The following is a 26,616-nucleotide window of genomic DNA, read 5'->3' on the forward strand; positions in this document are numbered from 1 at the left end:
CGCACCTTCATCGACGACCCCACTCGGTCCGTCCAACTTTGCGCCGCCGATGCCGAGCATCGAGCAGGCCCCTCAGGATCCCGGTTACCGGCACGCTGATACAGCGGTGTCTGGCGGCAGGGGGTCAGGGGTGTACAATGCGCGGCGTTTTAACTGTGACCCAACTGCGTACCCGCGCACTTTGCGTCTGCGCCGCGTGTTTCAGCCTGCTCCCAGGGCGCTGAAGACACTGCTGCCGGGCCAATAAACTCAAGGTTATCCACCTTGTTCACTCCGCCGCGTCACGAGCGTGGTGGGTTCGATTTCGTCACAGATAAAAACAAACAGGTGACGCATGACCGTTAGAAAAACGCTGAACTTCGGGTGCCTGCGCTGGGGTTTGCTCCGCGCCGCTTAAGCCTTCACCGGGCGGCAACGTCTTGCAAACATCATCAAACCTTGCGTGAGAACCTTTTCATGAGTGGACAAAACTCGCATTCGGGCGAGCTGAAACGCGGCCTGAAAAATCGCCATATTCAACTGATCGCCCTGGGTGGCGCGATCGGTACCGGTTTGTTCCTGGGGTCGGCCGGGGTGCTCAAATCCGCCGGTCCGTCGATGATCCTCGGTTACGCCATCTGCGGTTTCATCGCCTTCATGATCATGCGCCAGCTGGGCGAGATGATCGTTGAAGAGCCGGTGGCCGGTTCTTTCAGTCACTTCGCCCATAAGTACTGGGGCGGCTTTGCCGGTTTCCTTTCCGGCTGGAACTGCTGGATTCTCTACATCCTGGTGGGCATGTCGGAACTGACCGCGGTCGGCAAGTATGTGCATTACTGGTGGCCGGAGGTGCCGACCTGGGCCTCGGCGGCGGTGTTCTTCGTGATGATCAACGTCATCAACCTGGCCAACGTCAAGGTGTTCGGCGAGGCCGAGTTCTGGTTCGCCATCATCAAGGTGGTGGCCATCGTCGGCATGATCGCCCTGGGCAGCTACCTGCTGGTCAGCGGTAACGGCGGCCCGCAGGCATCGGTGAGCAACCTCTGGTCCCATGGCGGCTTCTTCCCCAACGGCGTCAGCGGACTGGTGATGGCCATGGCGATCATCATGTTCTCCTTCGGCGGCCTGGAAATGCTCGGCTTCACTGCAGCCGAGGCCGACAAGCCGAAAACCGTGATCCCCAAGGCCATCAACCAGGTGATCTACCGCATCCTGATTTTCTACATCGGCGCCCTGGTGGTGCTGCTGTCGCTGACCCCGTGGGACACCCTGCTGGTGACCCTGAATGCCTCTGGCGATGCCTATAGCGGCAGTCCGTTCGTCCAGGTGTTCTCGATGCTGGGCAGCAACACGGCAGCGCACATCCTCAACTTCGTGGTCCTGACTGCGGCGTTGTCGGTGTACAACAGCGGCACCTACTGCAACAGCCGCATGCTGTTGGGCATGGCCGAGCAGGGCGATGCGCCGAAAGTCCTGGCCAAGATCGACAAGCGCGGCGTGCCGGTGCTGTCGATCCTCGCCTCGGCGGTGGTGACCTTCGTTGCCGTGGTGCTCAACTACCTGATTCCCCAGCACGCCCTTGAGCTGCTGATGTCCCTGGTGGTGGCAACCCTGGTGATCAACTGGGCCATGATCAGCTACTCGCACTTCAAGTTCCGCCAGCACATGAACCGTACCGGTCAGACCTCGCTGTTCAAGGCGCTGTGGTACCCCTACGGCAACTATGTCTGCCTGGCGTTCGTGGTGTTCATCCTCGGCATCATGCTGATGATTCCAGGCATTCAGATCTCGGTGTACGCGATTCCGGTGTGGGTGGTGTTCATGTGGGGCTGCTACCTGATCAAGAACAAGCGCAGCGCTCAGCACTCGCTGCAAGCAGCCAGCACTGCGCTGAAGTAAGCGCGGCCTTGGCCATGACAGACCCGGCTCCGGCCGGGTTTTTCATGCCTGTGATCTTTGTGGGAGCGAGATCGCTTTCGTCGGCCAGTCGGCTCCTGCATGGGAGCTGCCTGTTGCAGGCGCTGGCTTGCCAGCGAACAGGTCCGCAAGAGCGTGGGGAATGGGGGTATCCTGTGCGCCCTGAAGACGGATTCCTGTTCCATGCTGGTGATTTCCAACAATGTGCATCTGCCGGATGCCGAGATCGAGCTGACCGCCATCCGCGCCCAGGGCGCCGGTGGTCAGAACGTCAACAAGGTGTCCAGCGCAGTGCATCTGCGCTTCGATATTCCGGCCTCGTCCCTGCCACCTTTCTACAAGGAGCGCCTGCTGGCGCTGCGCGACAGTCGCATCACCAGTGACGGCGTGATCATTCTCAAGGCCCAGCAGTACCGCACCCAGGAGCAGAATCGCGCCGATGCCCTGGAGCGTCTCACCGAGCTGATCCTCAGCGCCGTCAAGGTGGAAAAGAAGCGCCGCCCCACCAAGCCGACCCTGGGCTCGAAGAAGCGCCGCCTGGAGAGCAAGGCCAAGCGCGGCAGCATCAAGGCTGGCCGCGGCAAAGTGGACTTCTAGCGGTTCGAACGTTCCTTACGCTGCTTGGGGGCCTGGTGATACAGGTACAGGCTTAGCAGCAGGCCGCAGCACGCGGCGATGGCGGCAAACAGGAAGATCGAGGCAAAGCCGAAACCGCCGGCAATCGCCCCGGCCAGTGGTCCGGTGATGCCCAAAGACAGGTCGATGAACAGCGAGTAGGCGCCCACCGCCGCGCCACGGCTGGAGGCCGGCACCAGATTGACCGCTTCCACGCCCAGTGCCGGGAACACCAGGGAGAAGCCAAAGCCGCTCAAGGCCGCGCCGGCCAGGGCCCAGTTGGCATCGGGGGCCAGCCACAGCAGGAGCAGGCCGAGGGTTTCCACCGACAGGCAGGCAATGGCCACGCGAAAGCCGCCGAGGCGGTTGATCAGGTTGCCGAACAGCAGGCGTGCACCAATGAAACTGGCGCCGAACAGGCTCAGGCACAGCACCGCGTTGGACCAGTGCTGGGTCGTGTAATACAGGGTGATGAAGGTGGCGATGGTGCCAAAGCCGATGGAGCCCAGGGCCAGGCCGCAACCGTGAGGGAAGACTTTGCCCAGCACATGGATGAACGGCAGGCGTTCCCCGGCGACTATCGGCGCGGCGAGTTTTGGCCAGGCCAGCAGCAGGCCGAGCACCGCCAGCAGAATGATGCTTACCCCCATGCTCCACAGGCCCAGGCGGTTGACCAGCCAAACCCCCAGGGGCGCGCCGATGGCCAGGGCGCCATAACTGGCGATGCCGTTCCAGGAAATCACCTTGGCGGTGTTCTGTGCGCCGACCCGGCCGATGCCCCAACCAATCGACCCCGAGCCCACCAGGCTTTCCGCGCTGCCCAGTACCAGGCGGCCGATCAGCAGGCTGATCAAACTCAGGGTCGGCTGACCCTGCAGCCAGGCGGAAAGCAGCATGAACACGCCGCTCAGGCCGCAGCCGGCCAGGCCGTACATGACAGCGCGCTTGCAGCCCAGGTTGTCGATGATGCGTCCGGCGTAGGGACGGCTGAGGAGGGTGGCCAGGTATTGCACGCTGATCACCAGGCCGGCGATCACTGCGCCAAACCCCAGGTCGCTATGGACGTAGCCTGGCAGTACCGCCAGGGGAATGCCGATATTCAGGTAGCCAATAAAGGTGAACAGGACGATGGAGACGACTTGCAGCGTGACCGTCAAGGGGCGCTGGGTATCTGGCATGGGGATGGGTCCACTGCGACAGCTAAATAGATAGGCTGCTTATGATACCGATGTGGACGGGGATGCAGGGGCAGAAATCGACGCGTTGTTCAGAACGTCCCTGGTTGAGGGATTGAGTCAGGCGTCTTTGGCGCTCAGCAACTGAGTGGTGACCAGAGCGGCCAGGGCATTTTCCTGGGTGCCGAAACGGGCCAGCAGGGCGGCCTGTTTTTCCGGGCTGAGGCGATTCCAGATCTCGATCATTTTTTCCGCAGTACCCAGCAGTACGCTGGCTTGGGTTTCGCTGAAGGAGTCGGTCATGGTTCGGCAGGGGCTCGGGGGGAAAGATTCAGGCGGTGTGGAAAGCGCTTGAGTAGCGCTTTCCACACGGTCTGGTTACAGCTCTTTTCAGTCTTCGCTGTCGGCCTTGCGGCTGTCGGCGGCTTCTTGCACTACAGGCTTTTCGGCACTGGCTTGTGGCGTGGTTGTCTGCTCAGTTTCGTGCAGGCTTGGGAAGGGGAGATTCGGGATCTCATGCATGTCGTTGCTCCTCGCAAAGTCTGTTTTTTAAATCGCTGGGTAGGTCCGCGCTTTTAAAAAGCCTGGGCAGGATACAGCACTGGAAATGACAAAAAGATTTTTATCGCGATTTCGGGATGAAAGGACAAAGCGGCGGCAGGAACCGGCTTGCCAGCGAAGGCACCCTCAGGGCCTCCCGCGCCGGCAAGCACGCGCTCTGCTTTTAGACGACCCGAGCGATCGCCTCAGCCAGCAGGCTCAGGCGCGAAGCGTCGATTCCGGCCACGTTGGCCCGGCCGGAACTGACCATGTACACGCTGTGGTGTTCACGCAGTTCCTTGACCTGAGACGGGCTCAGGCCGGTGTAGGAGAACATGCCGCGTTGCACGCCGATGTGGGCGAAGCGCTCGGCCAGTCCATAGGGCTGCAAGGCTTCCAGCAGGCCGGCGCGCAGTTGGGCGATGCGCTGGCGCATGGCTTCCACTTCGTCGGCCCAGAGGCTTTTCAGCTCCGGGTCGCCGAGGATGGTGGCGACTACTGCGGCCCCATGATCCGGTGGTGTGGACCACAGGTTACGGGCGATATGGGCCAGTTGACTGCGCACGTCGAGGAGCTTTTCGGCGTCCCGGGTGCAGACGATCAGGGCCCCGGTACGATCGCGGTACAGGCCGAAGTTCTTCGAGCAGGAGCTGGTGATCAGCACTTCCGGCACTTCGGCGGCGAACAACCGCACCGACCAGGCATCCTGTTCCAGGCCGTCGCCAAAGCCCTGGTAGGCGAAGTCGATCAGCGGCAGCAGGTTGCGCTTGCGCACCACCTCCAGCACCCGTTGCCAGTCGGCCTGGCTCAGATCGAAACCGGTGGGGTTGTGGCAGCAGGCGTGCAGCAGCACCACGTCGCCCTCGGGCACCCGGTTCAGGGTGTCCAGCATGGCCTCGACGTCCAGGCGGTTGTCGCTGCCCACGTAGGGGTAGTGACTGACCTTGACCCCCGCTGCGGCGAAGATGGTTTCGTGGATCGGCCAGGTCGGGTTGCTCAACCAAACGCCGCGGCCCGGCAGGCACTGGGCGATGAAGTCGGCGCTCAGGCGCAGGGCGCCGGTGCCGCCCGGCGTCTGGGTAGCGCCGGCGCGCTGTTCGGCGATGAGTGTCGAGTCGTTGCCCAGTACCAGTTCATTGATCACCTTGCCGAAGGCCGCGTCGCCGTGGCCGCCGATGTAGGTCTTGGTGGTCTGGCGGTCTACCAGGCGCTGCTCTGCCAGCTTCACCGATTGCGGGATCGGCGTCAGGCCCTGGGCGTCCTTGTAGACCCCCACGCCGAGGTCGAACTTGCGCGGGTTGGGGTCGTTGGCGTAGGCCTCCATCAGGCCGAGAATCGGATCGCCGGGTACGCGGCCGATGGCATCGAAATGCATTACTTGCGTCCTTCTGCGGTCTTGGCCACTTCGTCGGTGCGGGCGGCCATGATGAAGTCGTTGCGGTGCAGGCCCTTGATCGAGTGGCTCCACCAGGTCACGGTGACTTTGCCCCATTCGGTGAGCAGACCCGGGTGGTGGCCTTCGGCCTCGGAGATCTCGCCCATGGCATTGGTGAAGGCCAGGGCGAATTTGAAATTCTTGAACAGGAAGACTTTTTCCAGCTGCATCACGCCGTCACGAACTTCGATGTTCCAGTCGGGGATCTGCTTGATCAGTACCGGCAGTTCTTCGTCGCTGACCTGAGGGGCATCGGCGCGGCAGGCTTCGCAATGGGCTTGGTTCAGAGCGGTCATGGTGTATTCCTGAGTTCGATTCTTGTTGGAAGTTACTATCTTTCGCAGCCGCCCGCGAGGGCGGGCTGCTCAGGCCGCCTTGGGTTTTGGCGGGAATTTGGGGGCGTGCAGGCCCAGCTGCATGCCTTGGTGGACCAGGGCCATGATGTCTTCATGGGCCAGGTCGAACAGGCGCTTGAGGTTGGGCAGGGCAAAGTAGATGGGTTGCAGGATGTCGATGCGATAAGGCGTGCGCATGGCTTCCAGCGGATCGAAGGCCTGGTGCTCCGGCTCTTCGGACAGGCTGTAGACGGTTTCCTTGGGCGAGGAGAGGATGCCGCCGCCGTAGATGCGTCGCCCGTCCGGGGTGTCCACCAGGCCGAACTCGATAGTCATCCAGTACAGACGCGCCAGGTAAACGCGCTCTTCCTTGGTGGCTTGCAGGCCGAGCTTGCCGTAGGTGTGGGTGAATTCGGCGAACCAGGGGTTGGTCAGCAGCGGGCAGTGGCCGAAAATCTCGTGGAAGATGTCCGGTTCCTGCAGGTAGTCCAACTCTTCAGGAGTACGAATGAAGGTCGCCACCGGAAAGCGCTTGCTGGCCAGCAGTTCGAAAAAGGTCTGGAAAGGAATCAGTGCCGGCACCCGGGCCACTTGCCAGCCCGTGGTTTCGCCGAGGACCTTGTTGATTTCACTCAGCTGCGGGATGCGGTCGTGGGGCAGTCCGAGCTTGTCGATGCCGTCCAGGTACTCCTGGCACGCGCGCCCCTCGATCACTTTCAACTGGCGCGTGATCAGGGTGTTCCACACCGCGTGTTCTTCGGGTGGATAGTCGATAAAACCTTGCGCGTCGGGCTCGCGGGCCACGTACTGCGTCTGCTTCATGCTGCTCTCCTGCCAGGGGATGCGTTCTTGTTATGTGTGACCCCAGTGATACCCCAGGGTGCGACGCTTTGCAGCAGCTGACTGGCGCTGACGGAGGGGGTTAGGACGTCAATTTGTAAACTAATCGTTACGGTTTTGCCCAGGGCTCCCAAGTATTGTGGGTTTTCAGGTTTGAAAAAGCCCTTTGCTGTCACATAATCTTGACGATTATCTGCGCCATCCAGCAGAAAGTTTGCAAATGCCGACGTCAAAAGCGTCGGTTTTCGGCGTTTATGCCCTCCATTATCCGCTTAGGGCCTTTCTTCATGCGTATCAAAGTTCACTGCCAGAACCGCATCGGCATCCTGCGGGACATCCTCAATCTGCTGGTGGAATACGGGATCAACGTGGCCCGGGGCGAGGTGGGGGGCGAGCATGGCAACGCCATCTATCTGCACTGTCCGAACCTGATCAACCTGCAGTTCCAGGCATTGCGCCCCAAGTTCGAATCCATCGCCGGAGTGTTTGGCGTCAAAAGGGTCGGGCTGATGCCCAGCGAGCGTCGGCATATGGAGCTCAATGCGCTGCTGGGTGCCCTGGAGTTCCCGGTGCTGTCCATCGACATGGGCGGCTCCATCGTGGCCGCCAACCGAGCGGCAGCGCAGTTGCTGGGCGTGCGGGTGGATGAAGTGCCGGGGATTCCGCTGTCACGCTACGCTGAGGACTTCGATTTGCCGGAGTTGGTGCGGGCCAACCAGTCGCGGATCAACGGGCTGCGGGTCAAGGTCAAGGGCGACGTGTTTCTGGCGGACATCGCCCCGCTGCAATCCGAGCACGATGACAGCGAGGCCATGGCCGGTGCGGTATTGACCCTGCATCGGGCGGATCGGGTTGGTGAGCGTATCTACAATGTGCGCAAGCAGGAGCTGCGGGGCTTTGACAGTATTTTCCAGAGCTCGAAAGTCATGGCAGCGGTGGTGCGGGAAGCCCGGCGCATGGCGCCCCTGGATGCGCCTCTGTTGATTGAAGGCGAGACCGGCACCGGCAAGGAGTTGCTGGCCCGCGCCTGCCACCTGGCCAGCCCTCGGGGCCAGTCGCCGCTGATGGCTCTGAACTGCGCCGGGCTGCCGGAATCCATGGCCGAGACCGAGCTGTTCGGCTATGGCCCCGGGGCCTTCGAAGGGGCTCGGGCCGAGGGCAAGCTCGGGCTGCTGGAGCTGACGGCCGGCGGCACGCTGTTTCTCGATGGTGTGGGGGAAATGAGCCCGCGCCTGCAGGTCAAGTTGCTGCGTTTCCTCCAGGATGGCTGCTTCCGTCGTGTCGGCAGTGACGAGGAGGTGTACCTGGATGTGCGGGTGATCTGTGCGACTCAGGTGGATCTGTCCGAACTCTGTGCCCGGGGCGAGTTTCGCCAGGACCTGTACCACCGACTCAACGTGCTGTCCCTGCATATTCCGCCGCTGCGCGAATGCCTCGATGGTTTGACGCCCCTGGTGGAGCACTTCCTCGATCAGGCCAGTCGCCAGATCGGCTGTCCGCTGCCACGGTTGGCTCCGGCGGCCATGGAGCGCCTCAGTCACTATCACTGGCCGGGCAATGTCCGGCAGTTGGAGAACGTGCTGTTCCAGGCGGTCTCGCTGTGTGATGGCGGCATGGTCAAGGCCGAGCATATCCGTCTGCCGGACTATGGCGCGCGCCAGCCCCTGGGGGACTTTTCCCTGGAAGGCGGCCTTGAGCAGATTGTCGGTCGCTTTGAAAAGGCGGTGCTGGAAAGTCTCTATGCCGAGCATCCCAGCAGTCGGCAACTGGGCAAGCGCCTGGGGGTTTCCCATACCACCATCGCCAACAAGTTGCGCCAGTACGAGGTCGGCAAGGAGTCGCCGGAATGAAAAAAGCCCCGCTTATGAAGCGGGGCTTTTCGTTTGGCTCGGGGCTGGCTGTCTTCAGATATGGAAGTAGCCGACACAGGAGTCAAAAGGCAGGCGCTTGAGTTCGATCTTGTTCATGTCGAACACTTCGCGCAGGGCCTTGGTTTCGCCCGGGAAGTTGCGGTAGGCGACTTCGTCGAGAACCACGATAGCGCCCTTGGGCATGTACGGCAGGAAGGTTTCCAGGGCGACCTTGGTGGGCTCGTACAGGTCGGTGTCGAGGATCAGCATGGCCACTACCAGGTCCGGACGCGACTTGACGAATTCCGGCACGGTCTTGCAGATGTCGCCCTTGACCAGCTCGCAGCGCGGGATGCGGTTCACCGGACGCAGCAGGTCGTTGGCATCGATCATGTCCTGGATCAGCGACTGGTCGGTGTCGGAGAACATGCTTTCGTTGATGTCGGCCGGGTCCTCGTCCTTGTTGATGCTGGTGAAGCCTTCGAAGGTGTCGAAGCCGACGATGGAGCGGTTGATGGCATAAGGCTCGAGGATCATCGACAGGTGCATGTAGAGCATCAGCGAGTTGCCCTTGTACACGCCGCACTCGATGATCGCCCCGGGCACATCCATGACCTTCTTGAACAGCTCCATGCGCGACAGCGCGGCGGTGACGTTGATGCGGTTGGCGAAGACGAAGGGCGCGTCGGCTACGTACTCGGCGTCGACCCGCTTGAGTACGCCGGCGCGGGTTTCGTTGTATTGGGCTTCGGCGGGGGTAAGGCGACGTTTGGTCATGGCTTGAATCCTTGGAAATTCGAGAAGTCGTGGGCGTGGAAGTAGTCTTTGAAGCCGGAGCCGACGTCGGGGCAGGCGCTGTCTACGTTGGGGGCTCCGCGGTTGTGTTTCAGGTCTTCGAGGTGCATCAGGCGGAAGTCCACGCTGAAGCGGGTGCGGTCGGTACGGTTGGGGACAGTGCCGTGCAGGTGCGAGCCGGAGAACACCAGCATCTCGCCTGAGTTGCCGGCGATGCGCAGTTCAGAGCTGTCGTCGATCTCCCCCAGGGGCACCGGGTGGACCCGTACTTCTTCGGTCAGGTTGTCCTTGGCCTTGTGTCGCTGGTTGCTGATCCAGTCCTTCAGGCTCCAGTCCTTCGAGGTGTTGGCCACCGGCTTCTCGAAGTAGCTGGGGTTGATCATCATGGTCTGGTCCGGGGTGATGGTGTAGACCGGCATCCAGGTGTTGATCTGGCAATCCACGCTGCCGTACCAGCTGTCGCGATGAGGCTTGTAGGCGTAGCTGACGCCAGCGTGCAGGTAGTCGTAGTTGGGCACGACCCGCAGGCGCGGTACGTCGAAAATGTAGTCCCGAGGATCGATGCCGATCTCGTGAATGAAGCCAAGGATCAGATCCTTGACGCGCTGGCTGTTGGTGAACTGGCCCTTGAGTCGGGTAACCCGGCTGACGAACTCTTCTACCGGCATCATCGTGTGCAGAGCCTGGTGGTTGGTTTCGCCATCGAATGCCGCGGTGATGCTTTCCTTGGCGTACCCGCAGAGTTCTTTTGCGGTGGCCAGGTCAGTGTCCAGGAAGATATCCCCGGAATAGATGGCTTCCTTGAAGTCAGCTGTCTTGCGCAGCTGATTGAGGTACAGGTTCAAAGTGGTTCTCCTTGGCAGTCACTGGCTTAGGTGTCGGCCACCCCTGCGCAAACTGAAGTTGCGATAGCCAGTCACTGTGCCTAGCAAGATCCGTTCACAAAGTGTCCAGCTCGAGTGCGGAACGAACCCGGGGCGTGCGACCGAGACTTGCCGTTAGCGGCATAAGTCCGCCGTTTTTTCGTCTCTCATTCCGCCCTGAAAAACCCGTTGCTCGCGGCAAAGCCCCGGCCTGCATGGGGAGCGCTGTTGGAAGTTAAAGTTGGTGTAGAAATTGCTTACGCCATGCTCAGTACAGTGTGGGGCGGCAAACGTCCGGCAGATGAGGAACGATTGTGGACAAGTACCTTTATGTGGCAATGACCGGCGCCAGCCAGAATGCTCTGGCGCAAAAGGCTCATGCCAACAATCTGGCGAACATCTCCACCAACGGTTTTCAGCGCGACCTGGAGCAGGCGCGCGCGATGCCGGTGTTTGGTGACAGTTTTCCGGCGCGGGCCTTTGCCATGGGTGAACGGCCGGCAACGGATTTTACTCCCGGCTCCATGGTGGAAACCGGTCGTGACCTGGACGTGGCCGTCAGCGGCAAGGGCTGGATTGCCGTGCAGAGCCCCGATGGCAGCGAAAGCTATGTGCGTACCGGCAGTTTGAATGTCGACGCTCTGGGCGTGCTGCGTGCAGGCAATGGCATGCCGGTCATGGGCAATGGCGGTCCTATCGCCGTGCCGCCAGAGCAGAAGATCGAAGTCGGCCAGGACGGCACCATCAGCATTCGTGCCATGGGTGAAGGTCCGCGGGTCATGGCCGAGGTCGATCGCATCAAGCTGGTCAATCCGGATATCAGGAACCTGACCAAGGGCCTGGATGGGTCGATCAAGACCAAGGACGGCCAGCCGGCGCCTGCCGATGCCAATGTGCAGTTGGTCTCGGGTTTCCTGGAGTCGAGCAACGTCAATGCCGTGGAAGAAATGACCGCGGTGCTGGCCTTGTCCCGCCAGTTCGAATTGCACGTCAAGATGATGAACAGCGCCAAAGAAGACGACCAGGCCATGGCTCGGGTCTTGCAGATCAGCTAATTACCAGTATCTAGCGCCGTAAAACAGGCGCGAGAGGAGAATCGAATGCTTCCGGCTCTATGGGTTGCCAAAACCGGTCTGTCCGCCCAGGACACCAACCTGAGTGTTATTTCCAACAACCTGGCGAACGTCTCGACCACGGGTTTCAAGCGTGATCGCGCCGAGTTCCAGGACCTGCTGTATCAGATCAAGCGCCAGCCCGGTGCCCAGTCGACCCAGGACAGCGAACTGCCAACCGGCCTGCAGGTCGGTACCGGTGTGCGCATTGTCGGGACTCAGAAGAACTTCACTGCCGGCAGCCTGCAGACCACCGAGCAGCCTCTGGACCTGGCCATCAATGGCCGTGGTTTCTTCCAGATCCTGCAGCCCGACGGCACCACGGCCTATACCCGTGACGGTACGTTCCACCTCAACTCCGATGGCCAGATCGTCACTGCCAGCGGTTTTGCCCTGGAGCCTGCGGTGGTTGTGCCCAACGACGCACAGACCTTCACCGTGGGTCAGGACGGCACCGTATCCATCACTATCGCCGGCAACCCGGCTTCCCAGGTGATCGGCAACCTGCAGACCGCCGACTTCATCAACCCGGCTGGCCTGCAGTCCCAGGGCAACAACCTGTTCCTGGAAACCGCCGCCAGTGGCGCGCCGCAAATTGGTACCCCGGGCCTTAACGGCTTCGGCACCACGCTGCAGAACACCCTGGAAGCGTCCAACGTCAGCACCGTTGAGGAAATGGTCAACATGATCACCACCCAGCGGGCCTACGAGATGAACTCCAAGGTGATCTCCACTGCGGACCAGATGCTCTCGTTCATTACGCAGAAGCTGTAATCAAGTCTTGAGGTCGCCACGGGTCTGAAGTGGCGCACCGGCAACATCGTGAGGAAGGGTCATGAATCGGTTTATGTGTGTTCTAGCGCTGAGTGGGAGTGCCGTGCTCGCGGGCTGTGTTGCTCCGCCGCCCAAGCCCAATGACCCTTATTACGCCCCGGTGTTGCCGCGCACGCCGCTGCCTTCCGCGTCCAACAACGGCTCGATCTACCAGGCCGGTTTTGAGCAGAACCTGTACAGCGACCGCAAGGCGTTCCGGGTGGGTGACATCATTACCATCACCCTGAACGAGCGGACCAGCGCCAGCAAGGGCGCCAACTCGGCCCTGAACAAGACCAGCTCCAACAGCATCGGCCTGACCTCGTTGTTTGGCGCTGTGCCCAATGTCAACAACCCGTTGAGCGATGGCGACCTGACGTTGAATGCCGGCTACAGCGGTAATCGCGCCACCAAGGGCGACAGTAAGGCCGCGCAGAGCAACAGCCTGACCGGTTCGATCACCGTCACCGTGGCCGATGTATTGCCCAACGGCATCATCGCGGTGCGCGGCGAGAAGTGGATGACGCTCAACACCGGCGACGAACTGGTGCGGATCGCCGGTCTGGTACGGGCAGACGATATCGCTACCGACAACACCGTCTCCTCGACCCGGGTGGCAGATGCCCGCATTACCTATTCGGGTACCGGCTCGTTTGCCGATGCTAACCAGCCTGGCTGGTTCGATCGTTTCTTCCTCAGTCCGCTGTTCCCTTTCTAGGTGATGAGAAGCCTCATGTTCAACTTCAAGCACCTGATGGCGGCGGCGTTGTTGCTGTCCACTTCCCTTGGTGTCCAGGCCGAGCGGTTGAAGGACATTGCCAGTATTTCCGGCGTGCGTTCCAACCAATTGATCGGTTACGGCCTGGTGGTCGGGCTTAACGGCACCGGCGACCAGACGACCCAGACCCCGTTCACTCTGCAGACGTTCAACAACATGCTGTCGCAGTTTGGCATCAAGGTGCCGGCCGGCTCCGGCAACGTGCAGTTGAAGAACGTCGCGGCGGTGTCGGTCAGCGCCGATCTGCCGGCATTCGCCAAGCCGGGTCAGCAGGTGGATATCACCGTTTCGTCCATCGGTAACTCCAAGAGCCTGCGTGGCGGCACCTTGCTGCTGACCCCGCTCAAGGGGATCGACGGCAACGTCTACGCCATTGCCCAGGGCAACCTGGTGGTGGGCGGTTTCGATGCCGAGGGGCGTGACGGTTCGAAGATCACCGTCAACGTGCCATCTGCCGGACGGATTCCTGGTGGTGCCTCGGTGGAGCGCGCCGTGCCCAGCGGTTTCAATCAGGGCAACAGCCTGACCCTGAACCTCAATCGTTCGGACTTCACCACCGCCAAGCGCATTGTCGACAAGATCAACGACATGCTCGGCCCGGGCGTGGCCCAGGCCATTGATGGCGGTTCGATCCGGGTCACCGCGCCTCTGGACCCAAGCCAGCGCGTGGACTACCTGTCGATCCTGGAGAATCTGGAAGTCGATCCGGGGCAGGCGGTGGCGAAGGTCATCATCAACTCCCGTACCGGCACCATCGTCATTGGCCAGAACGTCAAGGTGTCGCCGGCGGCGGTGACCCACGGCAGCCTGACCGTGACCATTACCGAAGACCCGATCGTCAGCCAGCCTGGCCCTCTGTCCAATGGCCAGACCGCTGTGGTGCCGCGTTCGCGGGTCAACGCCCAGCAGGAAGCCAAGCCGATGTTCAAGTTCGGCCCGGGCACCACCCTGGATGAGATCGTCCGTGCGGTGAACCAGGTCGGGGCTGCGCCAGGTGACTTGATGGCGATCCTCGAAGCCTTGAAACAGGCCGGCGCCTTGCAGGCCGACCTGATCGTGATTTGAGGTGAGCGCCATGGATATTCGTAAGAGCGGACTGATTGGCAGCGGCGATTCCGGGTCTTACTCCGACCTCAATCGCCTGCAGCAACTCAAGGTCGGCGACAAGAACGGCGAAGCCAACGTGCGCAAAGTTGCGCAGGAGTTCGAGTCGCTGTTCCTCAATGAAATGCTCAAGTCCATGCGCAAGGCCACCGATGTCATTGCCCAGGACAACCCGCTAAACACCCCGGCCGCCAAGCAGTACCAGGACATGTACGACCAGCAGCTGGCGGTGTCCCTGTCTCGTGAGGGTGGCGGTATCGGCCTGGCCAATGTGCTGATGCGCCAGATGATGAAGAACAAGCCGGCCAACCCGGGCGCGACCCATACGGCCTTGACAGCCGCGGCGCCGGTGGCGACTCCGACCCCGATTGCCGCCGGTACCACCGCCCAGGATGGTCCGTTGAGCCGGGTCAATGGTCAGCGTCCAATGTGGGCCTCGCGTGCCCAGGACCCGTTGCGCAGCACGGTGTCGCATAACGATATGGCGTTGCTCAATCAACGGCGCCTGTCGTTGCCGAGCAAGCTTACCGATCGCCTGTTGACCGGTATCGTGCCTTCGGCCGGTGCGACTGCTGACGCCTCTACCCAGAACGTTGCGCCTACCCGCAATAGCGCAGCCGCCGATGCAGTGCTGCGTGGCGAGTGGCGGGTCAACCAGGGCTACGCCGCGTCACAGGGCAAGATGCGCGTGTATGGCCGGGCCATGGCTCAGCCGCCGCTGGCGCCGGCCAAGCGCGCCTTCAGTTCCGCAGATGATTTTGTCGCCACCATGTTGCCGATGGCGCAGCAGGCGGCCCAGCGCATCGGTATCGATCCGCGTTATCTGGTAGCCCAGGCCGCGCTGGAAACCGGCTGGGGTAAATCGGTCATGCGTCAGCAGGATGGCAGCAGCAGTCACAACCTGTTCGGCATCAAGGCCAACAAAAGTTGGCAGGGCGCTCAGGCCCGAGCGATCACCAGCGAGTTCCGCGATGGGCAGATGGTCAAGGAGACGGCGGCGTTCCGTTCCTATGATTCCTACCAGGACAGCTTCCACGATCTGGTGACCTTGTTGCAGAGCAATAATCGCTATCAAGAAGTGCTGAAGGTTGCCGATAAACCAGAACAGTTTGTTCGCGAGTTGCAAAAAGCCGGGTATGCAACGGACCCGGATTACGCTAGCAAGATTTCGCAGATAGCCAAGCAGATGAAGAACTACGAGAGCTACGCTGCGGCGGGCGTTTCCACGAATTTATAAGGTCTGAATCATGAGTTTGCTCAATATTGGGATGTCGGGGCTGGCCGCCAGCCAAACGTCGTTGGTGACTACAGGTAACAACATTGCCAACGCCGACACCGCCGGGTACTCGCGCCAGCAGACCGTGCAGGGCACCAAGGCCTCCGCTCAATTCGGCAATGTCTTCATCGGCACCGGTACCACCCTGGCGGACGTACGCCGGGTGTACAACAGCTTCCTCGATGCCCAGTTGCGCACCGCCACGTCCTTGAACAGTGACGTCGCGGCCTACCAGGGCCAGATCAGCCCGGTCGACCAGTTGCTGTCGGACAACGGCACTGGCATGAATGGCGCGCTGACCAAATTCTTCGCCTCGCTGCAGAACCTCAACGCCAAGCCTACCGATGAGGCTTCCCGGCAGTTGCTGCTCAGCGACACCCAGGCCTTGAGCAACCGTTTCAACTCGGTGTCCAGCCAGCTCAACGAACAGAACAGCAACATCAACGGCAACATGGCGAGCATGGCCGACCAGGTCAACAAGCTGGCCAATACCGTCGCCCAGCTCAACCAGAAGATTTCCGAACTGTCGACCAACGGCAACGGCATGCCCAACGACCTGTTGGATGCCCGTAACGAAACCGTGCGCCAGCTTTCGACCTTTATCGGCGTCCAGGTGTCGGAGCGTGGTTCCAGCCTCGACTTGTACCTGGGCAGTGGCCAGCCGCTGGTGATGGGCAACTCCGCCAACACCCTGGAAGTGGTGCAGGGCAAGAACGACCCGACGCGCTCCATGCTGCAGCTCAATCGCGGCACCAGCACCGTGGACATCACCAACGTCACCACCGGTGGCGAGATTGGTGGCCTGTTGCGCTATCGCAGTGAAGTGCTGGACCCGGCAATGAATGAACTGGGGCGCGTGGCCCTGGTGGTTGCCGACCAGATGAACAGCCAGATGGCCCAGGGTATCGACAAGAACGGTGAGTTCGGCGGCAACCTGTTCAACGACATCAACAGCCTGCGGATGATCAGTCAGCGCAGTATGGCCAGCGCCGCCAACAGCGCGGGCTCGGGCAACTTCGATGTGACCATCAAGGACACCGGCAAGCTGAGCACCGGCGACTACACCGTGACCTTCAGCAGCGCCACGAATTACAGCGTCAAGCGTTCCGACGGCAAGGACATGGGCACCTTCAGCACCACGACCAGCCCGGCACCCGTGATCGACGGCTTTTCGCTGAACCTCAATGGTACGGTGGCCGCCGGTGACAGCTTCAAGATCACCCCGACCCGCAATGCCGCAGCCACCATCCAGACGGAAATGACCGACGCCAAGCGCCTGGCTCTGGCTGCGCCGCTGAAGGCCGAGATCGGTGCCGGGGTCAAGAGCTCCCTGAGCATCTCTGCGCAGCCGTCCCTGGCGGTGCCGATCAACAACTACGATGCAGCCAGCAAGCTGGAAATGCAGACCGCCCTGAAGAACTCCGGCCCGGTCAAGGTGGTGTTCAATGCGGCGTCCGGCGGCAGCCAGACCTACGATTACTTTGACGCCAAGGGCGTCAAGATGGGCAGCGGCTCCATCGTGCCAGGGCAGAGCAATGTCCTGAACCTGCAGATCAAGATGCTCGATGCCAGCGGCAACCCGATCACTGACGGCGGCGCGCCACCTGTGACCAAGACCTTCACGGTGCAGATGACCGTTGCCGGTTCGCCCAATGCTGGCGACAACATGAACATTTCGGTGAATGGCGCCGGTTCTTCGGATAACCGCAACGGCCTGGCGCTGTCGGGTCTGCAGACCAAGCAGACCGTGGACACCGGTTCGGCGAGCAAGGGCATCACCCTGGTGGATGCCTACGGCAAGCTGATCGAGAACGTCGGCGCCAAGGCCAGCCAGGCCAAGCTCGACAGTGCTGCCAACGGTTCCATCCTGGCCAACGCCAAGGGTGCCCGTGACTCGCTGTCCGGGGTCAACCTGGACGATGAGACCGGCAACCTGGTCAAGTTCCAGCAGTACTACACCGCGTCTTCGCAGATCATCAAGGCTGCGCAGGAAACCTTCAGCACGCTGATCAACAGCCTTTAAGGAGTCGTAGCCCATGCGCATTTCCACCGCCCAGTATTACGAGACTTCGGCTGCCAACTATCAGAAGAACTTCTCCAACGCGATCAAGAGCGGCGAAGAGGCCAGCAGCCTGGTCCGGGTCAAGACCGCCGCCGACGATCCGGTGGGCGCTGCCCGTTTGCTGCAGCTGGGTCAGCAGGCTTCCCTGCTTGATCAGTACAAGGCCAACAGCAACTCGATCAAGGCTTCCCTGGGCCAGGCCGAGTCGGTGATGACCAGCATCAACAACGTTCTGGACCGGGCCAAGCAACTGGCCGTCGGCGCCGGCAGCGCCGGTTACACCAATGCCGACCGGCAGGCCAATGCTGCCGAGCTGGGGCAGATCGAAGAGCAGCTGCTGAGCCTGATGAACTCTCAGGACGAAAACGGCAAGTATCTCTTTGGCGGCTCCAAGGACGACGTTCCGCCGTTCAGCCGCAACTCCGATGGCACCTACAGCTACAACGGTGACCAGAGCAGCCTGAAGCTGCCGGTGGGCGACACCATGATGATGGCTGCCAACAGCACCGGTTGGGATGTGTTCCAGCAGGCGCTCAACACCAGTCGTAGCCAGGTCACCATGACCTCGCCGGTGGTGGATGATGGGCGGGTTTCCCTGTCCAATGGCCAGATGACCAACAGCGGTACCTACAACAGCCAGTTCCGCGGTGGCGAGCCTTATACCGTGTCGTTCGTCAGCGGTACCCAGTTGCAGATCCTCGATGGCAGCGGCAACGATGTGACGGCCGAGGCCAGCAAGGGCGGCGTGATCGGTACTTCACCGAATCAGACGGTGAGTTTCCGTGGTGTCGATCTGAACCTGAACATCAATCTCAAGTCCGGCGATGTCGCTGGCACGGTGCTGCCGGGGCACAGTTTCACCTTGGCGTCGAAGCCGGACACCTTCAACGTTGCGCGTTCTCCGGGCAACCCGAGCATGACTCAGGTCTCGGCCGCCAGCGTGACTGATCCGGTGGCCTACAACTCGACGTTCCCGAGTGGCTCTGCCGTGCTCAAGTTCACCAGCGCCACCAACTTCGATCTATATGCCGCGCCGCTGACGGCAGACAGCAAACCGGTGTCTTCGGGTGTGGTAGGGCCGGGCAATATCGCCACTGCGGCAGGCGTGAGCTTCACCCTGACGGGCGCTCCTTCGCCGGCCGCCAACGATCAGTTCAGCGTGGCGGTTAACACCCACGAAACCCAGAACATCCTGGACACCGTGAGTCAGTTGAAAAACGCGTTGAGCACACCCACTGACGGTGACGTCCTGGCAACCCAGAAGCAGTTGGCCGACCTCGCGTCGGGCATGGCCAACCTGGCCAGTGGTGTCGATCAGCTGTCCATCGGCATCAGCTCCATCGGTGGTCGTGGTTCGGCTTTGGCCACCCAGAACGAAATCAACGAAAGTCTGGCGGCAGCCAACGTCACCACCCGTTCTGCCATCAGTGATTCCGATCCGGCCGAAGTCATGACCCGCCTGACCCTGCAGCAGACCATGTTGCAGGCCTCGCAGTTGGCCTTCAGCAAGATCACTCAGCTCGGCCTGTTCAACAAGGTCTGAGAACATGGCGTTCGAGCTGCGGCTCGAACGCCATGACCGTCGAGCCGTCAGCCGTCTTTTTTAAGCGGTTCTGCAGCCTTGGTCTTTCTGGCCAGGGCTCGCCGCTCGAGAGTTTGCAACCGTGAACCAAGCCCCTCTAGTCAGCATCGTTATCCCCGCCTTCAACCCGCGCTTCTTCAGCCAGGCCCTCGACAGTGCCTTGGCCCAAACCTACCAGCCCCTGGAAATCGTCATTTGCGACGACAGTGCCGACGATCAGATCCAGCGTATCGTTGAAGCCGTGGCCGAGCCTGCGCACCCTGTGCGGTACCTGCGCAACCCGCAACGCCTTGGGCTGCAGAAGAATGTTCTGCGCTGTGTTGAAGAGGCGCGTGGCGAGCTGATCAAGGTGTTGTGTGACGACGATCGGCTGTTTGCACCCAGCATCGCACTGCAGGCGCCGGTGCTGATCGACAATCCGGATGTCAATCTGGTGTGTGCGCTACGGGTATTCAGTGACGCTGGGAATTTCATCCTGCCGCCGCGGGTCGACAACTGCCGCTTTACCTACAACGATGCCGTGCTCAAGGGCGAGGATATGCTGGCGATCTTCGAGAGCACGCCGCGCAATTTCCTCGGCAACTTCAGCTCGGCACTGATGCGTCGTGCCGATGTGCTGGAGCTGCTGCCGGCATTGATCCAGGAGGGCGCGGGTTTTGTCGCGCTGCTGGATTTCGCCCTGTTCATCTGCCTGATGCGCCGTGGCAATCTCGCGGCGCTGGTGACGGTGCTCAGTTGCGAACGCCTGTACCCGGGGCGCCTGAGCGCTACCCCGGAAATGCTCAAGCAGGCACGCAGTGAGTGGGAGTGGCTGGTGCAGATGCTGGCCGCCCGCAGTGGCGAGTTGGCGCCGGCGGCAGGCTGGGTGCGGTATGTCGATATGGCTCAGGAGGCCGAGCAGCCGCGCAACTGGCAGGAGCTGTGCGTGACCCGGGTGCTGGGCAACCGCAGTACCGTGGTCGATGGCCGGGTGGGTGGCGAGAGCATCAGTTACGAGGATTTCTATCGAGAGTGGCTGTCGGTACGCAAGTTCTCGGCGGTGGAGCAGCGGCTGATGCCTCAGCGCATCGACAGCTGGCCGCGGCGGGTGCAGTTGGTGCCGGTGGTCCTTGACTTCGAGGGCGATGGCGAAGCGCTTGCCCGGACTCTGGACAGCATTGATGGCCAGCTGTTCGCGCCTGCCGCGGTGCTGGTGTTGTCGGTGGGCGAGGAGCAGGTGCGTGACCGGGTTCTGCACCAGCCTCTGCGAGGCGACTGGGTGCAGCAGCTCAATGAGCTGCTGCCGCAGTTGGAAGGTTGCGACTGGTTCTATCTGCTGCAGGCCGGTGATCGCCTGCAGGAGTCGGCACTGTTGATTCTTGCCGAGCGCATCGCCAATACCCCGGCCATGCTCTGCGCCTACAGTGATGAAGGCGCGCTGGTAGAGGGTGAGTCGTCGGAGCCGGTGTTCAAGCCTGACTTCAACCTCGACCTGATGCGCTCCTATCCCTATGTCGGTCGTGCCCTGGCTTTTTCCCGCGAGCGCTTCATGGCCGAAGGCGGGTTCGATCCGCGCCATGGCGAACTGGCGCCCCATGATCTTCTATGGCGGATGGTGGAGGCGGCGGGGCCCCGGACCATCGAGCACATTGCCGATATCCAGCTGGAGTCCGAGTTCAGCTTCGCCCAGTGGTTGTCCCGCCCCCAGGTGATCGAGGCCAGTGAAGGGCTGGTGGCCGCGCATCTGCAGCGGATCGGTGTGGAACACCGGATTGTTCACGATGACCTGCCCCTGCTCAATCGCATCGATTACCTGCATGGCAGCCGGCCGCTGGTGTCGATCATCCTGCCGTGCGGTGACTCCCTGGCGACCCTGCAGCGCTGCGTTGAAAGCCTGATCGAGCAGACGGCCTACAACCACTACGAAATTGTGCTGGTGGATGCCGGCAGTCGCGACCCGGCCATGGCCGACTGGCTGGCGGCCATGGCCCAGCTGGGTGGTGCGATGCTGCGGGTTCTGCCTTATGTCGGTCCGCACAGCCAGGCTGCGCTGATCAACAGTGCGGCGAGCCAGGCGCGTGGCGACTACCTGTTGCTGCTCAATCCGGGGGCGCTGATCTGCAGCGGCGACTGGCTGGATGAGTTGCTCAATCAGGCCCAGCGTCCGGAGGTGGGCGTGGTGGGGGCGCGGATTCTGGCCACCGATGGCTCCATTCTCCATGCCGGCCAGGTGCTGGGCATGGCCGGGCCTGCGAGTTCGCCCTTTGTCGGCGAAGCCATGGACGCCCGGGGCTACATGCAACGGCTGCAAGTGGTACAGAACTGGAGTGCGGTCAGTGGCGATTGCCTGATGGTACGCAAGGAGGTCTTCGACAGCCTGGGCGGCTTGGATGCGCAGGCGTTCGCCGACGAATTGGGTGCGACCGACCTGTGCCTGCGGGTCGACCGCAACGGCTATCTGGTGGTCTGGACGCCTCACGCCACCCTGATGCTGCGGCCAGCGTCGCCTGCCGGTGATGACAGCGAGCGGCAGCTGGCCCGCGAGGCCGAGCAGGAGCGCTTCTACCAGCAGTGGATGGCGAAGATCGCTCGCGATCCGGCCTATAACCCGGCCCTGAGCCTGGGCTACTCCAGCTTCAGTCTGGAGCCTTCCTTGCGCAACAACTGGAATCCGTTCTGCAGTCGCGCCTTGCCCTTGATCCTCGGCTTGCCGGTCAACAGTTCCGCGGTCGGGCATTACCGGGTGACCGGTCCCCTGACGGCGTTGGAAGAAGCGGGGCGGGTGATTGCCCGGGTGGCCTACGAGTCGCCGTCCACGGCGGACATCGAGCGCCTGTCGCCGGATACCATCATCCTGCAGTGCCGCTATAGCGAAGGGGCGGCCAGTGACATTCTGCGGATGAAAAAATACTCCAGCGCCCTGCGGGTCTTCGAGCTCGACGACTACATCGTCAGTGCGCCGAAGAAGAACACCCACGCTCGGAACAAGCCGGTGAACACCGAGCAGATGCTGCGCGAAGGCATCGGCTTGTGTGATCGCGTGGTGGTGACCACCCAGCCCCTGGCCGATGCCCTGTCGAGCATGCACAGCGACATTCGCGTGGTGCCCAACATGCTGGCGCTGGACCCCTGGGCCAGTTTGACCAGTCGTCGTGGTACCTCCAGCAAGCCGCGGGTGGGTTGGGGCGGTGGCACCAGCCATACCGGCGACCTGGAGATCATCGCCGAGGTGGTGCGCGAGCTGGCGAACGAGGTCGAGTGGGTATTCTTTGGCATGTGCCCTGACGACCTGCGTCCTTACGTACACGAATTTCACTCGCTCACCAGCCTGCAGAGCTATCCGTTCAAGCTGGCCAGCCTGAACCTGGATCTGGCGCTGGCGCCGCTGGAGTTTCATATCTTCAACGACTGCAAGAGCAACCTGCGGCTCCTGGAATACGGTGCCTGCGGTTACCCGGTGATCTGCACCGACACCGAGGCCTATCGCGGTTTCCTGCCTTGCACCAAGGTCCGCAGCAACAGTACCGAGGAATGGTTGCAGGCGATCCGCATGCACCTGTCCGACCCGGCAGCCAGTTACCGCATGGGGGATGAGCTGCGAGAAGCGGTGCATCGCGACTTCATGCTGCGCGACGACAACCTGCGGCACTGGCTGTGGGGATGGTTGGCGGACTGATCGTCCTCCCCGGGCCGGCGATTGCCATCGTCGTTGGCCGGGATGTGGGGCAATCCTCCGTTCGGGTGGTTGCTCTCGCTGTCTTCTGCGGCGCCTGCGGGCGCCGCGCACGCAATTGGCGCACTTCCTGCAAGTCCTCGGCAAATCGCCATAAATCCTTCACTGCGGCGCAGTGCAAGGGCCCCTTTGGTTGCGATGAATGATCTGCATCTGGCGCCGTGCCAGTCCTGAAAGGGCTGGGCTGGCCCACGAAGAGCAAGAGGACAGCGATGAAGGCAGTAATTCTGGCAGGTGGACTGGGTACGCGAATCAGCGAAGAGTCCCACCTCAAGCCCAAGCCCATGATCGAGATCGGTGGCAAGCCAATTCTTTGGCACATCATGAAGCAGTATTCCGCCCACGGGATTCATGACTTCGTGATTTGCCTGGGCTACAAGGGCTACGCGATCAAGGACTTCTTCGCCAACTACTTCCTGCACACTTCGGATGTGACCTTCGACATGCGCAACAACCGCATGGACGTGCATCAGAATTACAGCGAGCCGTGGAGCGTGACGCTGATCGACACTGGAGAGGAAACCATGACCGGCGGACGCTTGCGCCGGGCCGGACGTTATCTGCAGGAAGACGAGGCTTTCTGCTTCACCTATGGCGATGGCGTATCCGATCTGGATATCGGTGCATTGGTGGATTTCCACAGGTCCCACGGCAAGCTGGCCACGGTCACAGCCGTGCAGCCTCCGGGCCGCTATGGCGCCCTGGATCGCGATGGCGACCAGGTCCTGGGCTTCACCGAGAAACCTCGTGGCGACGGTGGCTGGATCAACGGCGGGTTCTTCGTGTTGTCACCCAAGGTGCTGTCCTACATCGATGGCGACAGCACCACCTGGGAGGCCGAGCCGCTGATCCAGTTGGCCAAGGATCAGCAACTGAGCGCCTACGAGCATTCGGGGTTCTGGCAGTCCATGGATACCCTGCGGGACAAGAATCATCTGGAGCAGCTCTGGCAAAGCGGGGAGGCCCCGTGGAAGCAATGGGACTGAGCCAGGAATTCTGGCGTGGCAAGCGGGTCCTGCTGACCGGCCATACCGGTTTCAAGGGCAGTTGGCTGAGCCTGTGGCTGCAAAGCCTGGGGGCCCAGGTCAGCGGATTCGCCCTGGACCCGGGGACCGAGCCGAGCCTGTTCGAACTGGCCCGGGTGGCCGAAGGTGTCGACGATCATCGTGGCGACCTGCGAGACCTGGGCAGCCTGCTGGAGCTGATCGCCCAGGTGCAGCCGGAAATCGTCCTGCACCTGGCGGCCCAGCCCCTGGTGCGCGAGGCTTACCGTGATCCGCTGGGGACCTACTCAAGCAACGTCATGGGCACCCTCAACCTGTTGGAAGCGATCCGTCAGGTCGGTGGGGTCCGTGCCTGCGTCCTGGTGACCACTGACAAGGTCTACGCCAATCAGGAATGGCTGTGGCCCTATCGGGAAAACGAAGCCCTGGGCGGCCATGACCCCTACAGCAGCAGCAAGGCTTGTTGCGAGTTGCTGGCCCAGTCCTATGCCTCATCCTTCTTTGCTGCCGAGCGTTATGCCGAGCACGGCCTGGCCCTGGCCACGGCCCGGGCCGGCAACGTGCTGGGCGGTGGCGATTTCGCCCCCGAGCGGTTGATTCCCGACGTGCTCAAGGCCTGGTCGGCCGACGAGCCGGTGACCTTGCGTTATCCCCAGGCGGTACGCCCCTGGCAACACGCCCTGGAGCCCCTGGCCGGTTACCTGCAACTGGCAGCCGGCCTGTACGTGAACGGCCCGCAATACGCCGGTGCCTGGAACTTCGGGCCCGGTGAACAGGACATGTGCAGCGTCGGTGAAGTGGTGGAGTTGCTGGCCCGGCAATGGCCCGAGGCCCCGGGCCTGCGAATCGAACCCAGTGAGCTGCACGAAGCCGGCCTGCTGCGTCTGGACAGCAGTCGTGCGCGCCAGCTGTTGGGCTGGAAACCTCGCTGGACGCTGCAACAGTGCCTGGCGCAGACCCTGGACTGGCACCTGGCCTGGAAGAGCGGCGCGGACATGCGTGCCGTGACCCTTGGGCAGTTGAACCTGTACCGGGGGGCGCTGTGAGCGAGTTCCAGGTCCTGGCTCTGCCGATGGCCGGGTTGTTCGAGGTGCGCCACAAACGCTTCGAAGATCAGCGCGGGCATTTCTCCCGGCTGTTCTGCGAAGGCAGTCTGAGCGCCTTTGGCCAGCCCTTCCATATTCGCCAGATCAACCACTCCTGCACCCGCGAACAGGGCAGCGTGCGTGGCTTGCACTATCAGACCGCCGCCCGGCCCGAAGCCAAGCTCATCAGTTGCTTGCGCGGCGAAGTCTGGGATGTGGCGGTGGACCTGCGCCCCGAGTCGCCGACCTTTTTGCATTGGCATGCCGAGCACCTGCGTGGCGGCGATGGGCGCAGCCTGTTGCTGCCGGCGGGGTTCGCCCATGGCTTCCAGGCCCTGAGCGACGATGCCGAGTTGCTCTACCTGCACAGCGCCGACTACGCCCCCGAGCACGAGGCCGGGTTGTCGGTGCTGGACCCGCGACTGGCGATCAACTGGCCGTTGCCTGTCAATAATCTGTCGACCCGGGATGCCAGCCACCCCTTGCTCGATGCTGCCTTCGCTGGAGTGAGACTATGAATTGCCGCGGTTGTGGCGCATGCCTGAGCCTGCCTCTGATCGACCTGAGCACCTCGCCGCCATCCAACGCCTACCTGCGGGCCGAGCAATTGGATCAGGCCGAGCAGTGGGTGCCGCTCAAGGTCCAGGTGTGCCAGCAATGCTGGCTGGTGCAGACCGAGGACTACACCCGCGCCGACCACCTGTTCGACGCCGACTATGCCTACTTCAGTTCGTTCTCCAGCACCTGGTTGCAGCATGCCCGAGACTACGTGGCGCAGATGGTCGAGCGTTTCGGCCTGGACGCCCGGAGCCGGGTGGTGGAAGTGGCGGCCAACGACGGCTACCTGCTGCAGTACGTGGCCCAGCGTGACATTCCCTGCCTGGGGGTCGAGCCGACCCGCAGCACCGCCCAGGCGGCGCGGGCCAAGGGGTTGCAGATCCGCGAGCTGTTCTTCGGCCGTGGCACTGCCGCGCAGTTGCTGGAGGAGGGCTGGGCCGCCGACCTGATGGCGGCCAACAATGTGCTGGCCCATGTGCCGGACATCAACGATTTCCTCTGTGGTTTCGCTACGTTGCTCAAGCCGACGGGCGTGGCGACTTTCGAGTTTCCTCAGCTGCTGACCCTGATGGCCGGGCAGCAGTTCGACACCCTGTACCACGAACACTATTCCTACCTGTCGCTGACCGCGGTCCTGAGCCTGTGCCAGCGCAACGGCCTGGAAGTTTTCGACGTCCAGACCCTGGCCACCCATGGCGGTTCGCTACGGGTCTTCGTGCAGCGCATCGATGGCTCGCGCCGGCCGGTGCAAGACAGCGTGGCGCAGCAGTTGCTGTTGGAACAGCGTGCAGGGGTGAACACGCCCGAGTACTACCAGACCCTGGCGCCAGCCGCTGAGCGGATCAAGCACGAGCTGCTGCGCTTCCTGCTCCAGGCCAAGGCCGAAGGCAAGCGCGTGGTGGGCTACGGCGCGGCAGCCAAGGGCAATACCTTGCTCAACTACGCTGGGGTCAAGGCTGACTTGCTGGCCTGGGTCGCCGACGCCAGCCCGCACAAGCAGGGCAAGTTCCTGCCGGGCAGTCGCATCCCGGTGGTGGCCCCCGAGCGCATCGACCAGGAGCAGCCGGACTATGTGCTGGTGTTGCCCTGGAACCTGTTGGGCGAAGTCAGCGAGCAACTGGCCCAGGTGCGGCAATGGGGCGGGCGTTTCGTGATTGCCGTGCCTGAGTTGAAGCTGCTGTGAAGG

23 protein-coding genes are annotated in these 26,616 nt (G+C 62.1%); 15 read left to right on the forward strand and 8 right to left on the reverse strand.

The genetic code is table 11. From position 1 onward, the window contains the following. Nucleotides 1-456 precede the first annotated feature (456 nt). Nucleotides 457-1,878 carry an amino acid permease gene (locus LOY69_RS08055; protein WP_110595144.1) on the forward strand — a complete coding sequence of 474 codons (1,422 nt, stop codon included), beginning with the start codon at nucleotides 457-459 and terminating at the stop codon, nucleotides 1,876-1,878. A gap of 201 nt (nucleotides 1,879-2,079) precedes the next feature. After that, on the forward strand, nucleotides 2,080-2,493 hold the full coding sequence (gene arfB / locus LOY69_RS08060; protein ID WP_170001285.1) for an alternative ribosome rescue aminoacyl-tRNA hydrolase ArfB: 414 nt from the start codon (nucleotides 2,080-2,082) through the stop codon (nucleotides 2,491-2,493). Here the strand turns inward: arfB and LOY69_RS08065 are convergent. The 6 genes from LOY69_RS08065 to phhA all read right to left on the reverse strand — a co-directional run bounded on the left by LOY69_RS08065 (nucleotide 2,490) and on the right by phhA (nucleotide 6,818). Beyond that, nucleotides 2,490-3,689, reverse strand: coding sequence for an MFS transporter (locus LOY69_RS08065; RefSeq protein ID WP_102878835.1), 1,200 nt, complete (start codon nucleotides 3,687-3,689; stop codon nucleotides 2,490-2,492). The two genes, arfB and LOY69_RS08065, sit on opposite strands and share 4 nt — an antisense overlap. Before the next feature lie 117 nt (nucleotides 3,690-3,806). Continuing rightward, nucleotides 3,807-3,989 carry a hypothetical protein gene (locus tag LOY69_RS08070; RefSeq protein WP_102864060.1) on the reverse strand — a complete coding sequence of 61 codons (183 nt, stop codon included), beginning with the start codon at nucleotides 3,987-3,989 and terminating at the stop codon, nucleotides 3,807-3,809. An 87-nt stretch (nucleotides 3,990-4,076) separates the two neighbouring features. Continuing rightward, complete coding sequence (locus LOY69_RS08075) at nucleotides 4,077-4,208, reverse strand: hypothetical protein (RefSeq protein ID WP_258009278.1); 132 nt, start codon at nucleotides 4,206-4,208, stop codon at nucleotides 4,077-4,079. A 202-nt stretch (nucleotides 4,209-4,410) separates the two neighbouring features. Continuing rightward, entirely contained in the window at nucleotides 4,411-5,601 is a 1,191-nt protein-coding gene (locus tag LOY69_RS08080; protein WP_265074366.1) for an amino acid aminotransferase, read from the reverse strand. Further along, complete coding sequence (locus tag LOY69_RS08085; protein WP_007930096.1) at nucleotides 5,601-5,957, reverse strand: 4a-hydroxytetrahydrobiopterin dehydratase; 357 nt, start codon at nucleotides 5,955-5,957, stop codon at nucleotides 5,601-5,603. The genes LOY69_RS08080 and LOY69_RS08085 overlap by 1 nt, the downstream gene beginning before the upstream one ends. A 69-nt stretch (nucleotides 5,958-6,026) precedes the next feature. Further along, the gene (gene phhA, locus LOY69_RS08090) at nucleotides 6,027-6,818 is read right to left on the reverse strand and encodes a phenylalanine 4-monooxygenase (RefSeq protein ID WP_102864057.1); all 792 of its coding nucleotides are present in this window, start codon (nucleotides 6,816-6,818) and stop codon (nucleotides 6,027-6,029) included. 305 nt (nucleotides 6,819-7,123) lie between these two features. Here phhA and LOY69_RS08095 point away from each other — a divergent pair, with 305 nt between their 5' ends. Beyond that, the gene (locus tag LOY69_RS08095; protein WP_060838115.1) at nucleotides 7,124-8,686 is read left to right on the forward strand and encodes a sigma-54-dependent transcriptional regulator; all 1,563 of its coding nucleotides are present in this window, start codon (nucleotides 7,124-7,126) and stop codon (nucleotides 8,684-8,686) included. Nucleotides 8,687-8,740: 54 nt separating this feature from the next. On the opposite strand, the gene LOY69_RS08100 is transcribed toward LOY69_RS08095, so the two are convergent. Continuing rightward, a complete protein-coding gene (locus LOY69_RS08100) occupies nucleotides 8,741-9,463 on the reverse strand; it encodes a TylF/MycF/NovP-related O-methyltransferase (RefSeq protein ID WP_047302638.1) in 723 nt (240 codons plus the stop codon). Further along, a complete protein-coding gene (locus tag LOY69_RS08105; protein ID WP_102878839.1) occupies nucleotides 9,460-10,326 on the reverse strand; it encodes a hypothetical protein in 867 nt (288 codons plus the stop codon). The genes LOY69_RS08100 and LOY69_RS08105 overlap by 4 nt, the downstream gene beginning before the upstream one ends. A gap of 332 nt (nucleotides 10,327-10,658) precedes the next feature. On the opposite strand from LOY69_RS08105, the gene LOY69_RS08110 reads away from it, so the two are divergent. From LOY69_RS08110 to LOY69_RS08165, 12 genes are all read left to right on the forward strand, one after another. Further along, the gene (locus LOY69_RS08110) at nucleotides 10,659-11,399 is read left to right on the forward strand and encodes a flagellar basal body rod protein FlgF (RefSeq protein WP_265074367.1); all 741 of its coding nucleotides are present in this window, start codon (nucleotides 10,659-10,661) and stop codon (nucleotides 11,397-11,399) included. Nucleotides 11,400-11,444: 45 nt separating this feature from the next. Beyond that, complete coding sequence (gene flgG, locus LOY69_RS08115) at nucleotides 11,445-12,230, forward strand: flagellar basal-body rod protein FlgG (protein ID WP_102864053.1); 786 nt, start codon at nucleotides 11,445-11,447, stop codon at nucleotides 12,228-12,230. A gap of 61 nt (nucleotides 12,231-12,291) precedes the next feature. Next, nucleotides 12,292-12,987: a flagellar basal body L-ring protein FlgH gene (gene flgH, locus LOY69_RS08120; RefSeq protein WP_102864052.1), complete on the forward strand. Its 696-nt coding sequence runs from the start codon at nucleotides 12,292-12,294 to the stop codon at nucleotides 12,985-12,987. 15 nt (nucleotides 12,988-13,002) lie between these two features. Further along, a complete protein-coding gene (locus tag LOY69_RS08125; protein WP_016963126.1) occupies nucleotides 13,003-14,112 on the forward strand; it encodes a flagellar basal body P-ring protein FlgI in 1,110 nt (369 codons plus the stop codon). Nucleotides 14,113-14,122: 10 nt separating this feature from the next. After that, on the forward strand, nucleotides 14,123-15,388 hold the full coding sequence (flgJ, locus tag LOY69_RS08130) for a flagellar assembly peptidoglycan hydrolase FlgJ (protein ID WP_102864051.1): 1,266 nt from the start codon (nucleotides 14,123-14,125) through the stop codon (nucleotides 15,386-15,388). A gap of 10 nt (nucleotides 15,389-15,398) precedes the next feature. Then, nucleotides 15,399-17,450 carry a flagellar hook-associated protein FlgK gene (gene flgK / locus LOY69_RS08135; RefSeq protein WP_110595145.1) on the forward strand — a complete coding sequence of 684 codons (2,052 nt, stop codon included), beginning with the start codon at nucleotides 15,399-15,401 and terminating at the stop codon, nucleotides 17,448-17,450. Between the two features lie 13 nt (nucleotides 17,451-17,463). Next, entirely contained in the window at nucleotides 17,464-19,032 is a 1,569-nt protein-coding gene (locus tag LOY69_RS08140) for a flagellar hook-associated protein 3 (protein ID WP_110595146.1), read from the forward strand. Between the two features lie 121 nt (nucleotides 19,033-19,153). Then, a complete protein-coding gene (locus tag LOY69_RS08145; RefSeq protein WP_265074368.1) occupies nucleotides 19,154-22,726 on the forward strand; it encodes a glycosyltransferase in 3,573 nt (1,190 codons plus the stop codon). 269 nt (nucleotides 22,727-22,995) lie between these two features. Beyond that, entirely contained in the window at nucleotides 22,996-23,769 is a 774-nt protein-coding gene (gene rfbF, locus LOY69_RS08150; RefSeq protein WP_102864047.1) for a glucose-1-phosphate cytidylyltransferase, read from the forward strand. Beyond that, the gene (gene rfbG, locus LOY69_RS08155; RefSeq protein ID WP_102864046.1) at nucleotides 23,751-24,833 is read left to right on the forward strand and encodes a CDP-glucose 4,6-dehydratase; all 1,083 of its coding nucleotides are present in this window, start codon (nucleotides 23,751-23,753) and stop codon (nucleotides 24,831-24,833) included. The genes rfbF and rfbG overlap by 19 nt, the downstream gene beginning before the upstream one ends. After that, nucleotides 24,830-25,390: a dTDP-4-dehydrorhamnose 3,5-epimerase family protein gene (locus tag LOY69_RS08160; protein WP_102864045.1), complete on the forward strand. Its 561-nt coding sequence runs from the start codon at nucleotides 24,830-24,832 to the stop codon at nucleotides 25,388-25,390. Before rfbG ends, LOY69_RS08160 begins: the two co-directional genes overlap by 4 nt. After that, nucleotides 25,387-26,613, forward strand: coding sequence for a class I SAM-dependent methyltransferase (locus LOY69_RS08165; RefSeq protein WP_265074369.1), 1,227 nt, complete (start codon nucleotides 25,387-25,389; stop codon nucleotides 26,611-26,613). Before LOY69_RS08160 ends, LOY69_RS08165 begins: the two co-directional genes overlap by 4 nt. The last annotated feature ends 3 nt before the right edge of the window (nucleotides 26,614-26,616 follow it).

This window comes from Pseudomonas sp. B21-059, assembly GCF_026016285.1.
Lineage (GTDB): Bacteria > Pseudomonadota > Gammaproteobacteria > Pseudomonadales > Pseudomonadaceae > Aquipseudomonas > Aquipseudomonas danubii.

Excerpts from the sequence above, each read along its gene's own strand:
- LOY69_RS08055 (WP_110595144.1), top strand. The coding sequence starts at position 457 with ATGAGTGGACAAAACTCGCATTCGGGCGAGCTGAAACGCGGCCTGAAA.
- arfB (WP_170001285.1), top strand. The coding sequence starts at position 2,080 with ATGCTGGTGATTTCCAACAATGTGCATCTGCCGGATGCCGAGATCGAG.
- LOY69_RS08065 (WP_102878835.1), bottom strand. The coding sequence starts at position 3,689 with ATGCCAGATACCCAGCGCCCCTTGACGGTCACGCTGCAAGTCGTCTCC.
- LOY69_RS08070 (WP_102864060.1), bottom strand. The coding sequence starts at position 3,989 with ATGACCGACTCCTTCAGCGAAACCCAAGCCAGCGTACTGCTGGGTACT.
- LOY69_RS08075 (WP_258009278.1), bottom strand. The coding sequence starts at position 4,208 with ATGCATGAGATCCCGAATCTCCCCTTCCCAAGCCTGCACGAAACTGAG.
- LOY69_RS08080 (WP_265074366.1), bottom strand. The coding sequence starts at position 5,601 with ATGCATTTCGATGCCATCGGCCGCGTACCCGGCGATCCGATTCTCGGC.
- LOY69_RS08085 (WP_007930096.1), bottom strand. The coding sequence starts at position 5,957 with ATGACCGCTCTGAACCAAGCCCATTGCGAAGCCTGCCGCGCCGATGCC.
- phhA (WP_102864057.1), bottom strand. The coding sequence starts at position 6,818 with ATGAAGCAGACGCAGTACGTGGCCCGCGAGCCCGACGCGCAAGGTTTT.
- LOY69_RS08095 (WP_060838115.1), top strand. The coding sequence starts at position 7,124 with ATGCGTATCAAAGTTCACTGCCAGAACCGCATCGGCATCCTGCGGGAC.
- LOY69_RS08100 (WP_047302638.1), bottom strand. The coding sequence starts at position 9,463 with ATGACCAAACGTCGCCTTACCCCCGCCGAAGCCCAATACAACGAAACC.
- flgG (WP_102864053.1), top strand. The coding sequence starts at position 11,445 with ATGCTTCCGGCTCTATGGGTTGCCAAAACCGGTCTGTCCGCCCAGGAC.
- flgH (WP_102864052.1), top strand. The coding sequence starts at position 12,292 with ATGAATCGGTTTATGTGTGTTCTAGCGCTGAGTGGGAGTGCCGTGCTC.
- LOY69_RS08125 (WP_016963126.1), top strand. The coding sequence starts at position 13,003 with ATGTTCAACTTCAAGCACCTGATGGCGGCGGCGTTGTTGCTGTCCACT.
- flgJ (WP_102864051.1), top strand. The coding sequence starts at position 14,123 with ATGGATATTCGTAAGAGCGGACTGATTGGCAGCGGCGATTCCGGGTCT.
- flgK (WP_110595145.1), top strand. The coding sequence starts at position 15,399 with ATGAGTTTGCTCAATATTGGGATGTCGGGGCTGGCCGCCAGCCAAACG.
- LOY69_RS08140 (WP_110595146.1), top strand. The coding sequence starts at position 17,464 with ATGCGCATTTCCACCGCCCAGTATTACGAGACTTCGGCTGCCAACTAT.
- rfbF (WP_102864047.1), top strand. The coding sequence starts at position 22,996 with ATGAAGGCAGTAATTCTGGCAGGTGGACTGGGTACGCGAATCAGCGAA.
- LOY69_RS08165 (WP_265074369.1), top strand. The coding sequence starts at position 25,387 with ATGAATTGCCGCGGTTGTGGCGCATGCCTGAGCCTGCCTCTGATCGAC.